Origin of the sequence: Clostridioides sp. ZZV14-6387 (assembly GCF_020657835.1) — a bacterium.
GTDB classification, from domain to species: Bacteria; Bacillota; Clostridia; order Peptostreptococcales; family Peptostreptococcaceae; genus Clostridioides; species Clostridioides difficile_A.
On the sequence record NZ_JAGWCW010000006.1, the window covers coordinates 95797 to 108469 of the forward strand.

Annotated in this window: 10 protein-coding genes and 2 other annotated features; of the genes, 2 read left to right on the forward strand and 8 right to left on the reverse strand. The window is 29.2% G+C overall.

The genetic code is table 11. The annotated features are described in order from the left end of the window. Positions 1-36 precede the first annotated feature (36 nt). The 3 genes from trpS to KGF38_RS05580 all read right to left on the reverse strand — a co-directional run bounded on the left by trpS (position 37) and on the right by KGF38_RS05580 (position 3536). Positions 37-1038 (reverse strand): tryptophan--tRNA ligase, encoded by a 1002-nt coding sequence (gene trpS, locus KGF38_RS05570; RefSeq protein ID WP_054271186.1) that lies wholly within the window; start codon positions 1036-1038, stop codon positions 37-39. Between the two features lie 21 nt (positions 1039-1059). Further along, positions 1060-1758: a 5'-methylthioadenosine/adenosylhomocysteine nucleosidase gene (locus KGF38_RS05575; protein WP_054277265.1), complete on the reverse strand. Its 699-nt coding sequence runs from the start codon at positions 1756-1758 to the stop codon at positions 1060-1062. 42 nt (positions 1759-1800) lie between these two features. Continuing rightward, positions 1801-2041 (reverse strand) — a binding site (T-box leader). 91 nt (positions 2042-2132) lie between these two features. Further along, a complete protein-coding gene (locus KGF38_RS05580) occupies positions 2133-3536 on the reverse strand; it encodes an amino acid permease (RefSeq protein WP_074178490.1) in 1404 nt (467 codons plus the stop codon). 494 nt (positions 3537-4030) lie between these two features. On the opposite strand from KGF38_RS05580, the gene KGF38_RS05585 reads away from it, so the two are divergent. Further along, complete coding sequence (locus tag KGF38_RS05585) at positions 4031-5107, forward strand: M24 family metallopeptidase (RefSeq protein ID WP_054271189.1); 1077 nt, start codon at positions 4031-4033, stop codon at positions 5105-5107. An 87-nt stretch (positions 5108-5194) separates the two neighbouring features. On the opposite strand, the gene KGF38_RS05590 is transcribed toward KGF38_RS05585, so the two are convergent. Continuing rightward, positions 5195-6037, reverse strand: coding sequence for a DegV family protein (locus KGF38_RS05590; protein ID WP_074178492.1), 843 nt, complete (start codon positions 6035-6037; stop codon positions 5195-5197). Between the two features lie 184 nt (positions 6038-6221). On the opposite strand from KGF38_RS05590, the gene KGF38_RS05595 reads away from it, so the two are divergent. Then, a complete protein-coding gene (locus tag KGF38_RS05595; protein ID WP_054271191.1) occupies positions 6222-6794 on the forward strand; it encodes a TetR/AcrR family transcriptional regulator in 573 nt (190 codons plus the stop codon). A gap of 160 nt (positions 6795-6954) precedes the next feature. On the opposite strand, the gene KGF38_RS05600 is transcribed toward KGF38_RS05595, so the two are convergent. From KGF38_RS05600 to KGF38_RS05615, 4 genes are all read right to left on the reverse strand, one after another. After that, positions 6955-7227 (reverse strand): hypothetical protein, encoded by a 273-nt coding sequence (locus tag KGF38_RS05600; RefSeq protein ID WP_054271192.1) that lies wholly within the window; start codon positions 7225-7227, stop codon positions 6955-6957. Positions 7228-7338: 111 nt separating this feature from the next. Continuing rightward, positions 7339-8211: a YitT family protein gene (locus tag KGF38_RS05605; RefSeq protein WP_074178493.1), complete on the reverse strand. Its 873-nt coding sequence runs from the start codon at positions 8209-8211 to the stop codon at positions 7339-7341. Between the two features lie 297 nt (positions 8212-8508). Continuing rightward, positions 8509-11616, reverse strand: a complete 3108-nt coding sequence (gene ileS, locus KGF38_RS05610) for an isoleucine--tRNA ligase (RefSeq protein WP_074178494.1) — start codon at positions 11614-11616, stop codon at positions 8509-8511. A gap of 90 nt (positions 11617-11706) precedes the next feature. Next, positions 11707-11939 (reverse strand) — a binding site (T-box leader). Positions 11940-12113: 174 nt separating this feature from the next. After that, the gene (locus KGF38_RS05615) at positions 12114-12641 is read right to left on the reverse strand and encodes a DivIVA domain-containing protein (RefSeq protein WP_003426928.1); all 528 of its coding nucleotides are present in this window, start codon (positions 12639-12641) and stop codon (positions 12114-12116) included. Positions 12642-12673: the final 32 nt, after the last annotated feature.

Sequence of the window (12673 nt, forward strand, 5' to 3'; positions counted from 1 at the left end):
TAACTAAAAAGATAAATGTTTATCTATAGTTAATCATTAATATCTTCTTTCTATAAAACCAACTTTTTTATAAACTTTTCTAAGAGTCTTTCTAGCTTGTTTTTCAGCTTTTTCTGCTCCCATACTATATATTTTTTCTAAATAATCTTTATTATTAAGAAGGTCCACATATCTTTCTCTTATAGGTCTTAAACTTTCTGCTACTACTTCAGCCACATCTTCTTTAAATACTCCATAACCTTTACCTTCATACATGTTTACAATCTCTTCCACACTCTTTTTGCTTAAATTAGAGTATATATCAAGTAGATTTTTAATACCAGGTTGCTCATCAGTATATTTTACAACACCTAAAGAATCAGTAACACTTCTCTTTATCTTTCTCTTTATAGTATCTGAATCATCTGCTAATAATATAAAGGCATTTTCATTTGAATCAGATTTACTCATTTTCTTAGTTGGCTCTTGTAAACTCATTACTCTTGCTCCACCTTTTGGATAGTATCCTTCTGGAACCACAAATGTAGGTGAGAATCTATTATTAAATCTATTTGCTAAATCACGAGATAACTCTAAATGTTGTTTTTGGTCATCTCCAACTGGAACCAAATCAGTTTGATATAATAATATGTCAGCAGCCATAAGGACTGGATAAGTAAACAAACCTGCATTTAGATTTGCTTCACTTTTTTGTGATTTATCCTTAAACTGAGTCATTCTGCTTAATTCTCCCATATAAGTCATTGTACTTAATACCCACATAAGTTCAACATGCTCTTTAACATGAGATTGAATAAATATAGTATTTTTTTCTGGGTCTAATCCACAAGCTATATATTGAGCAAGCAATTCTATAGCATTAGCTCTCAAAACTTTAGGGTCTTGAGGTACTGTTATTGCATGTAAATCAACTATACTATAATAGCAATCATAATTATCTTGAAGTTCAGTCCAGTTTTTTATAGCTCCTATATAATTTCCTAAAGTCATTTTTCCTGATGGTTGTGCACCACTAAATATAACTTTTTTTTCACTCATTTTACTTGTACCTCCTTATATTTATATTGATTTTAACATATTTAAAACTATATCCTTAGAATTGTTGGCAGCATCGTGTACAAATACATCATACGTAACATCAGCACTTCCATCTGCCTTATCAGACATTGCTCTTATTATTACGAATGGAGTATTATTTAGATAACATACATGAGCTATAGCTCCACCTTCCATTTCTCCACAATACCCACCAAAATCATTTACTAATTCATCTTTTAATTCTTTAGAATTTATAAATTTATCTCCTGTAACAACTCTTCCTTTCAGTACTTTGTGAGTCTTTACTTCCTCTACAGAAGATTTGTAAGCAGCATCTATAAGTCTTTCATCTGCTTTAAATACAGAAGTCTTCATTCTTGGTATAACTCCCTTAGGGTCTCCAAATGCTGTAGTATCTATATCATATTGTATAGCATCAGTCGATATCACTATGTCATTAACATCAAGATTTTCGTTCAAAGCACCTGCTACACCTGTATTAACAATAGCATCAACTTTAAATTCACTTATTAGTATCTGTGCACAAAGAGCAGAATTAACTTTACCTATACCACATTTTACTAATACTACATTTTTTCCTTCTAATGTTCCTTGATGAAACTCTAAACTAGCTTTTTTTACAGTTTCTTTAATATCCATTAAATTAACTAAAATACTTACTTCTTCATCCATTGCACCTATAATTCCTATTACGTTCATTTTTCCTCCTAAATTTTCTATATTAAAAAATCCGTCCTAAATCAATAGGACGGATATATTTTCCGTGGTACCACCTAAATTTATATATACTCAAAGTTGAATATATATATCTCAATATATGCTGTAACGTGCACACACGATATCAGATACTCTGTAGCCTTAAACTACATTTCACCTTACTCCTTAAAGACCCATTCAATAAACACTTTTTATTAAGTTCTCAGCACCCTTAACTCTCTGTACAAAAGTATATTTATTTACTATTTCTTATCACAGGATTAAATTTATTAATTTCTTTATTTTATAATATTCCTTACACTATAAATTGTCAACTATATATTATAATATCCAAAAGAAATTATTAAAATACATTTTTATTTAGCTGTTTTCTTTTCATATCTATTCCACAACCATATACCAGATAGTATAACTAGAAGACCTCCACCAATCATCTCTATCTCATATATGATATTTTCAACAAATGTAGGCATAACTGGTGCTGCAGATAATAGTATACCAACTACAGTTACTACTAGAACCATTTTCGCTAAACCTATACAAGTACTTGTTGATTTTGCCATAGTATAAGGTCTAATTTCATCTGGTCTCTCTTTTCTTAATTTAATATAAGAAGCATATAATAACACATATGGGAATAAAGCAGTTAATGCTGTCATAGTTACAAGAACATTATATATAGCATCAACAGAAGGCATTAATGTAGTCACTAATAATATTATAGTAACTATTATTGCTTGAAGTATAACAGCTTTAGAAGGTATTTTATGTTCATTTACTTCTACTAAGCTATCTGGGAATACTCCTTTTTTGACACTACCAAATAACATTTTTATTGGTGATGCTATGTAAAGAACTATTGCTCCTAGTATTGAGAAAGCTATACCAAAAGCTATTAATTGAACCAACCAAGAGCCTATTCCTAAAGATTGACAAACAGCTGCAAGTGCATCCAATACACCTTTAGAAGCAGTAATTTGGTCTGGTGGTATTATCATTGTTATTGCAATTGAACCTAATACATATAATGAAGCTACTATCCCAGCTGATATTAATATAGCTTTAGGGAAGTTCTTTTCAGGCTTATCTATCTCTGTTATAAAGTTAGCTGCAGTTTCTGCTCCTGCTAAACCAAACATTATAGCTGATATAGCGACAAATGCATCCATGTTAAGCTTTGGAGTCATTGAAGCTATTGTATATGTTGAAGCTATATCATGTTTTTTCAATACAAATACTGCTACAAATGAAAATATTATAAGTATAGCACTTGGTATTGTTGAACCTAATGCACCTGTATTAGTAAATATCTTTGTAAAACTTATTCCTTTAGTTGCTATAAGAGATAATGCCCAGAATATTACTAAAGATAATATAAGTACAAACATCTTATTATCTGCAAGTGCTGGATTTCCTATTGTATAAGAAACATTTACTGCTAAAAAAGTTAAGAATGAAGAATACCAAAATATTTTAGCTGTCCAATTTAGCCAAGAAACTAAAAATCCATATTTTTCTCCAAAGGCTTCCTTAACCCAATCATATAAACCTCCATCGCCTTTTTGATATGTAGAAGCTAATTCAGCACAAATTAAAGCTCCTGGTACAAAATATATAAATGAGAATAATAACCACATAGGTATTGCACCTAATCCTAAACCAAAGCTTGATGCTGTAGATTTAGCTATCCATCTGATACCATATAAAGCTGATACATTCATAAATACCAAACTCCACAGGCCTATTTTTTTCTTTTCCATCCTAATTTAAATTCTCCTCTCTATTAATTAGTTAAAAGTTGATTTCAAAATTGATAAAACAGATTCACTGTCATTAAATCAATAGCATTCAGAGTTTTTAAATTATTAAGGTCTTTTATTAAAAAAATCTAAATACTTTGAAATCAAATTTTATTAAAAGTGGTAAATCTCAAAAGCTCTGCCACTTTAATTCTAATCATACTAAATTTTTAAAATTGTTTCAATATTATTTTAATATAAAATTTTATTTGTTATTTTTCATGATGATATAAAAAACTTAAAATCACAAATTTATAAATTTTATTTATTATTTTTATAAATTTTTCACAATAAAAAATAATTTACCTCTATATTTAATGTAAAAGTGATGATTAAATTTAATATAAAAAATATATAACAAAAATTTTTTATATTTCTAAAAGAAAAGTATACTCTTTTTTGTTTAATAATGCTAAAATTGATTTGTATTAAATTTTGATTAGGAGGAAATTATTATGAAGACTCAAAGATTGAATGCTGTACTTGAACAAATGAAAAAAGATGATATTTCTCAAATGTTGGTAAGTGACCCTACTTCGATATTTTATCTAACAGGAGCACTAATCCACCCAGGCGAAAGATTATTAGCATTATACCTAAATTTAAATGGAAATAATAAATTATTTATAAATGAATTATTCCCTGTTACAGAAGATTTAGGTGTTGAAATGATTTGGTTTAATGATACTCAAAATCCAGTAGAAATAATAACTGAACATATAGACAAAAATGCTACTATGGGTGTTGATAAAAACTGGCCAGCTAGATTCTTATTAAGCTTAATGGAATTAGGTGGAGGAAGCAAATTTGTAAATTCATCTTATATAATAGATACTTTAAGAATGTGTAAAGATGAAGAAGAAAAAGAATTAATGAGAATAGCTTCAAGATTAAATGACAAGGGTATGGAGCAACTTAAAGCTACTGTTTCTGGTGAACTTACAGAGAAACAACTTGTTGGTAAATTATCTAAAATATATGAAGATTTAGGTGCTGATGGATTTTCATTTGACCCTATTATAGGATTTGGACCTAATGGAGCTAACCCACATGGTGAGCCTGGAAACGCACTTGTAAAACCAGGAGATGCAATAATATTAGACATAGGTTGTATAAAAGACAATTATTGTGCTGATATGACAAGAACTGTATTCTATAAAGAAATACCTGAAAAAGGTAGAGAGATATTTGAAATAGTTCTTGAAGCTAATAAGAGAGCTGAAGCTATTGTAAAACCAGGAGTTAGATTCTGTGATATAGATGCTGCTGCTCGTGATTACATAACTGAAAAAGGATATGGACAATACTTCACTCATAGAACAGGTCACTCTATAGGACTTGAAGTTCATGATAAGGGAGATGTATCTTCTATAAATACAGATACTGTACAACCAGGAATGATATTCTCTATAGAACCAGGTATATATTTACCAGGTGAATTCGGAGTTAGAATAGAAGATTTAGTACTTGTTACTGAAGATGGTTGTGAGATATTAAATAAATATGATAAAGAAATATGTGTAGTTGGTTAATTATAAAATTAACTTACTAAAATTAAAACAAGCCATATAAAAATGCTTTAAGCATTTTTATATGGCTTCAATTTTTCACATCATGATTTATATAGCAGTAATTAAAATTGCACCTTTTGAAGTATATGTACCCATAACTGAGCCAACTTCACAGATTACAACATCTTTATATTTTACATCTTTCTCCATAACTTCCCTTACTTTTTGAGCCTTCTCAGGACAGTTTGCATGTCCTATAAATAAGACCTTTTCTTCTCTGTCTTTAATCTTGGATTCTACTAAATTAATCAACTTTTTCAAGCTATTCCCTTCACCTCTTGCCTTATCTATTGGAGTTACAATACCATCTGCAACTTGTATTATAGCCTTAAAATTCAATGTATTTATAATTTTTCCTGCTATAGGGTTTATTCTTCCACCCTTGATAGCATTTTCTAATGTCTCTAAAGTCCCCAAAAATGGTGGATTATCTTTGTATTTATCTATTATTGAAACAACTTCTTCGATTTCTTTTCCTTCTTTGATTAATATTGCTGCTTTTAACACAAGTTGTCCTATTCCAATTGACCCACTAAGTGAGTCTATAACCTCAATTTTTTTATTGTTCCCTTCCTTTTCAAACATATCTTTTGCCAAAAGTGCACTATTATAAGTCCCAGATAGTCTTGAACTTATATTAATCACCAATATACTTTCTTCCTGACAATGATATGCTTCTAAAAATTTATCAGGTGAAGGACATGATGTTTTTGGTAGTACTTTGCTTTCACTCATTTTTCTATAGAAAGTTTCATTATCTATTTCCTTTCCAGATATATAACTTTCTTCTCCAAAAGATACATTTAAACCAACAACTTCAATGTTGTATTTTTCTATTATATCATTAGGTAAGTCACATGCACTATCCACTATCAATTTTATTTTATCCATATTAACCTCACTATAAGATATTGTTTTTATTTATTCAGTCGGTCGTACGACCGATTTAATTACTATTTTATATTTTGAATGAAAAAAAGTCAATAGATATAGATTCTTGCTTTATTGACAATAAATATCCATAAGCTTATAATGTTATTAATTTGTTATAAATATACATAGAAAGGTAGGTTTTATGAAAACAAACAATATGAAACAGGCTATTTTATCATCTGCAACTAATTTAATAGCCAAAAATGGAGTTCAAAATACTAGTCTTGCTGATATTGCAAAAGATGTAAATATAAGTAAAGGTACTTTGTATTATCACTACGCATCTAAAAATGATATTATATATGATATTGCAGACACTCATTTAGAAGTTATAACCAGTGCTATATTAAACTGTGTAAAAAACGTCAAATCAAAAAATTCTCAAATAGAAATGGTTAATTTAATCTTAGAGAAAATATCTACTATAGAAAGTCGTGGTAGAGTACATATGTATCTTATTTGTGAAGCAATTACTTCAAATGATGATTTGAAAGAAAGAATGAGATTAAAATATATTGAATGGAGAACTACTCTTAAATCTGAAATTGTTGAGTCCTTAGAAAAATACAGTAGAAGTGAAAATGAACAAGATGCTGAATCATTTTCCTTCTTACTTATGTCTATAGTAGATGGTTTAGTTGTCCAAAGCTTATTAAGGACAGAAAAAATACCTTATGAAAATATAGCTTCTTTTTTAGTTAACCATTGGATTTAAATTTAATGCTTAATATGTAACAAAAGTGAACTATTAAATTCTTTGAATTTAACAGTTCACTTTCTTATTTATTATTAATAATTTTATTTAAAACATTTAATTTTTATTTAAACCTTCATGGAATCACAAAATAAAAATCTTTTATAAATTTTAAATATCTCTATTTATGTTCATGCGTATGTCCATCTGAGTGTTCATGCCCATGTGTATGTGCATGCTCATGACTATGCTCATGAGTCCCTGAGAAACCATCCTCATGATTATGGTCGTGACCTACACCATTTACATGTTCATGTCCATGCCCATGACTATGAGAATGTTGATGTGAATGCTCATGATTATCTCCTCCACAACAGCCTTCTCCCCCAGTTCCACAACATCCACTTGTGTGTGGATTATGGTGATTTCTTACTACAAATCTCTCTCTTAACATATTCTTATACCTCCTAGTATATTATTGAGTACTTCATGTACCCCATTAATTATAGTATACATCTAACTAGGTGCAATCACAATACATATGGTATTTTTTAACATTGCCATTTTAAAGAAACTTATCTTTAAAACCTCCTCCTTTTACTTCTTCCACATTATTAACAGAAATAAAGGCTTCACTATCCATATCATAAATCAAATCTTTAAATTTACCTATCTCATTTGCAGATATTATACAATAAATCATTTTTTTCTTATTTTGTGTATATGCTCCTTCTGCCTCTAGAAAAGTTACTCCTCTTCCCATCTTATTCATTATTACTTTGGATATTTCATCATATTTATTAGATATTAGAAGTATAGATTTTTTTCTATCAAAACAATCCTTTGCTATGTCCATTGTAAAAGAAATTATATACATAGCAATTAAAGTATACATTACCAACTTAGCTCCAAATAAAAATGCACCTGCACATACTACAAAGAAATTTATAAATAAAAATGTATTTTTCATAGGTATATCGTACTTTCTTTTCATTATAGCTGCTATTATGTCAAGACCTCCAGCAGTAGCTCTTGCTTTAAAAGTCAACCCCATACCTATTCCAGTTAAGGCACCACCATAAATACACTGTAGCATAGTGTCATCTATTGGAAAATATTTAGCAATATCCTGTGTTAATCCAAGAGCAACAGAAAATAACAGCATATTAACAAAGCTTATTAACAAAAATTTATTATCAAAATACTTTTTAGCTATAATAAATATTGGTATATTCATCAAAAAACTGGATATTCCTTGATTTATACCAAATAACTTATATAATATAACACAAATCCCAGCTACTCCTCCACTTAATAACTTGGCTGGTGCTAGATATAAATTTATTCCTATGGTTGATAGAATCATCCCCAATATAATAAGACCATATTGTAAAAATATGTTATTATCAATACTTAGCTTTTTACTTTCACCATACATCAAAACGCACCCCTTTGCATAATAAATAAACCACCCTGCATTATACACAATAAATTTATAAATAAATTTATTAGAAGTAGTTTACTCTAAAATATTATTCATCCTCACTTAAACGTTTATTCACTAATATTCTATCACATACTATAAATAATTTATATGATTTATATAGATTTATTTACTGTAAATTTTGGAATATTTCAACATTTTATTGAATAGATAATTATACTGTATTAAAAAATCCCTATAGAAATTTATAAACTAATTTCTATAGGGATTTTAATTAACTAACTATTATTTTTATTTTTTTGTAACTTTTATACCTGTCATATGGTCATTTAAGTTTTGTTCTTCTAAAGATTTATCATCCACTCTGTTTATTTCTAAAGCTAAAGTCTCAGACTTGATATATTCATCGAAATGGTCAACAGCCTTAGCAATTTCATCATCACCACAGTAATCTATCACTATATTATCTAATACTTCAAAGTTATTAGATTTTCTTAATTGCTGTACTTTAGATATAAATTCTCTAGCATAACCTTCATCAACCAATTCTTCAGTTAACTTAGTATCTAGTATAACGAAAAGATTGTTTTCAACAGATACATTAAATCCTTCTTTAGCAGTTATACCTATTAACACTAAATCCTTATTAAACTCAAACGCTTCACCATCTAAATCAACTGTTAAACTTTCACCATTTTCAAGTTTATTAACAGCTTCATGTGCATTTAATTTATTTAATGCTCCTACAAATAAATTCATCTTAGCACCTAGTAATGGTCCTGCTGCCTTAAAGTTTGGTTTTAGACTAAAGTTCATGTACTCATCTAAGTCTTTAGCAAATACTACCTCTTTAACATTAAGTTCTTCTTTTATTAAATCAACTACATCACTTATTGTATCTTCAAACTTACCATCTACTAATACTTTTTGTAATGGTTGACGAACTTTTATTCTTTCAACTTCTCTTGAAGCTCTACCTAAAGTAACTAGATTTTTAGCTAAATCCATTTTTTCTTCTAATTTAGCATCCATTAATTCTTCATTAGGCTTAGGATATTCAGCTAAGTGAACAGATACTTCTCCTGTTAGATTTCTGTACATTTCTTCTGACATATATGGTGCAAATGGAGCTATAGCTCTGCAAAGACCATGTAATAATTCATAAGTTGTATTATATACTGCTTTTTTATCTTCTGTTAACTCAGTTGCCCAGAATCTTCTTCTTGAACGTCTGATATACCAGTTAGATAAATCATCGTTTATGAAATCTTGTATCATTCTTAAAGTCTTATTTAATTCAAATATAGCTAAATTTTCTTCTACATCTTTCATTAAATTATTAAACTTAGATAGTATCCATCTATCAAGTTCTGGTCTATCTTTATATTCTACAAAGAATTCAGTTGGATTTATATCATCTGTATTTGCATATAAAGTGAAGAAGTTATATACATTCTTCATAGTTCCTATAAATTTACTTTGTATTTCTTTTAATCCATCCATATCAAATTTAGTTGGAGTCCATGGTGGAGAAACATATAGTAGATACCATCTTAATGCATCTGCTCCATATTGGTCAAATAACTCCATTGGATTTACTGTATTTCCTCTTGATTTACTCATTTTCTTTCCTTCTTTATCAAGTACAAGGTCTGGAACTAACACACTCTTATATGGTGCTTTACCTAATACAAATGTTGATACTGCAAGTAATGAGTAGAACCAACCTCTAGTCTGGTCTATACCTTCTGATATATAATCAGCTGGGAATAATTGGTCAAAGTTCTCTTTATTTTCAAATGGATAGTGATGTTGAGCAAATGGCATAGCCCCACTATCAAACCAACAGTCTATAACTTCTGTTACTCTTGTCATTGGTTTTCCACATTTTTCACATTTTAAATGTATATCATCTACATATGGTCTATGAAGTTCAACTGTCTCTGGATTTACATCTTCTATAGCTTTTTGAGCTAATTCAGCTCTTGAACCTACTGAATCTGTATGACCACATTCACATCTCCATATAGGAAGTGGAGTTCCCCAATATCTAGTTCTTGATATTGCCCAGTCATTTAGATTTTCTAACCAGTTTCCAAATCTCTTTTCACCTACAAAGCTTGGGAACCATTTTACACCATTGTTATTTTCTATTAATTTATCTTTAAGTTTAGTCATCTCTATATACCAGCTTGGTTTTGCATAGTATACTAGTGGAGTTTGACATCTCCAACAATGCGGATAGTTATGAACTACTTTTTCTTTACTATATAATTTATTTTCAGAAGCCAGCCATTTTATTATTTCAACATCTAGCCCATCTTCCATTACAAATTTACCTTCCCAAGGAGTAGCTGTAAATTTACCAGTTTCATCTACTGGTTGTACAACTGGTAAATCATATCTTTTACCTGTATTATAGTCATCTTCACCAAATGCTGGTGCTGTATGAACTATTCCAGTACCATCTTCAGTAGTTACATAATCTCCTACTGTAATGAAAAATGCTTTTTTGTCAACTTCTACAAAAGGCATTAATTGTTCATATTCTAATCCTTCTAGGTCTTTACCCTTCATTTCTTCTAAAACTTCATAATCTTCACCTAGTACTTTATTAGCTAAAGGTTTAGATACATAATATACCTCGTCACCTTTCTTAACTTTTAAGTAATCAACATCAGCATTTACTGTTAATGAAACATTTGATGGTAAAGTCCATGGAGTTGTTGTCCATGCTAGGAAATATTCATCAGCATCTTTTTTCTTAAATTTAGCTATAACTGTATTAGTTTTTACTTCTTTATATCCTTGTGCAACCTCATGACTAGCAAGACCAGTTCCACATCTTGGGCAATAAGGAAGTATTTTATGCCCTTCATAGATATATCCTTCTTTGTTGAATTTATTAAGTATCCACCATACAGACTCTATATAGTTATTGTCTAAAGTTATATATGGATTATCTAAATCAACTTCATAAGCCATTCTCTCAGTCATTATTCTCCATTGTTTTTCAAATGAGAAAACTGATTCTCTACATTTTTGGTTGAACTCAGCTATTCCATACTCTTCTATTTGTTGCTTACTAGTAAGACCTAATTCTTTCTCTACTTGTATTTCAACTGGTAATCCGTGTGTATCCCAACCAGCTTTTCTCTTTACTTGATAACCAGACATTGTTTTATATCTACAAACTGAATCTTTAAGTGTTCTAGATAAAACATGGTGTACTCCAGGATTTCCATTGGCTGTAGGAGGTCCCTCATAGAATACAAAACTTGGGTCATTTTCCCCTTTTTCTAAAGTTTTTTCAAGTATATTTATATCTTTCCAATAATCAAAAACTTGTGCTTCTGCTTGTTTTACTGAACTGTCTACTAATGGCTTAAATTTCGCCATATAAATCACCCTTTCCTATAAATATTATAATTCCAAAATTTTTTATTCTTTCACATAAATTTAAATACTAAAAAACTCGTCCCCTTTAAACAAAGGGACGAGTTATAAATCGCGTTACCACCCTAATTCTATATGTGAATTTAATTCTATCCACATATAACACTCTAATAGTATAACGGTACTAACCGGCACAGCTTAATAGAATTTAATCGTTCAGCCTGCAGCTCAAGAGTGATTTTTACCTTTATAAATTCATTGGTTCTCAGCATACCCAATTCTCTGTAAAATTATCTAAAGATAATTGTCTCTATCAACGCTTTTAAAAATTTATCTGTGTTTATATGAAATTCTATAACAAATAATTTGAATAGTCAATATATTTTTGAAAAATATAATAATTTCTATTTTTCTTACATTTTTATCCTATTTTAAATTTTTGTTATAGATTTCTCAAACTTCTACAATAATTTCACCTAAAAATCCAATAAATCATAGCTTTATTCTAGAGTTGTAGCAGCTTCATCATTACTATAATTATACACTGTTGTTCCTTCAAATGCATTTACACATTTTTCATCTACATCATAAAAAATTTCATCAACACTTCTTATCTCATCTTCTAATAGTGATTTAAATTTATTTCTAAATATCTTAAATTCTTTAACTAAAGCATCATACTCTTTTCTTATCTCTATAACACGATTATTGGCTTGTTCTATAATTTGTCTAGCTTTTAAGTCTGCCTCTTCAACAATTATTTTAGCTTTTTTATTAGCCGCGCTACAAGTGTCTTCTGCTGCACTTTGAGCAGTTATTAGAGTAGCTTTTAATGTCTCTTCAATATTTTCATACTTGTTTACTTGGTCTTGATATAATCCTAATTTTTCTTTAAGAGCTGTATTTTCTCTACATAGAGATTCATAATCTTCTTTAATGATGTCTAAAAATTCATCAACCTCTTCATCTCTATACCCTCTTAAACCTTTTTTAAACTCTTTATTTTCTATCTCAATTGGAGTTAGCATTACATTTCCTCCCAGCTATAATTTAAATTAGT

What these genes read in the sequence shown, in the direction of transcription:
- trpS (WP_054271186.1), bottom strand. Translation starts at nt 1,038, where the DNA reads ATGAGTGAAAAAAAAGTTATATTTAGTGGTGCACAACCATCAGGAAAA.
- KGF38_RS05575 (WP_054277265.1), bottom strand. Translation starts at nt 1,758, where the DNA reads ATGAACGTAATAGGAATTATAGGTGCAATGGATGAAGAAGTAAGTATT.
- KGF38_RS05580 (WP_074178490.1), bottom strand. Translation starts at nt 3,536, where the DNA reads ATGGAAAAGAAAAAAATAGGCCTGTGGAGTTTGGTATTTATGAATGTA.
- KGF38_RS05585 (WP_054271189.1), top strand. Translation starts at nt 4,031, where the DNA reads ATGAAGACTCAAAGATTGAATGCTGTACTTGAACAAATGAAAAAAGAT.
- KGF38_RS05590 (WP_074178492.1), bottom strand. Translation starts at nt 6,037, where the DNA reads ATGGATAAAATAAAATTGATAGTGGATAGTGCATGTGACTTACCTAAT.
- KGF38_RS05595 (WP_054271191.1), top strand. Translation starts at nt 6,222, where the DNA reads ATGAAAACAAACAATATGAAACAGGCTATTTTATCATCTGCAACTAAT.
- KGF38_RS05600 (WP_054271192.1), bottom strand. Translation starts at nt 7,227, where the DNA reads ATGTTAAGAGAGAGATTTGTAGTAAGAAATCACCATAATCCACACACA.
- KGF38_RS05605 (WP_074178493.1), bottom strand. Translation starts at nt 8,211, where the DNA reads ATGTATGGTGAAAGTAAAAAGCTAAGTATTGATAATAACATATTTTTA.
- ileS (WP_074178494.1), bottom strand. Translation starts at nt 11,616, where the DNA reads ATGGCGAAATTTAAGCCATTAGTAGACAGTTCAGTAAAACAAGCAGAA.
- KGF38_RS05615 (WP_003426928.1), bottom strand. Translation starts at nt 12,641, where the DNA reads ATGCTAACTCCAATTGAGATAGAAAATAAAGAGTTTAAAAAAGGTTTA.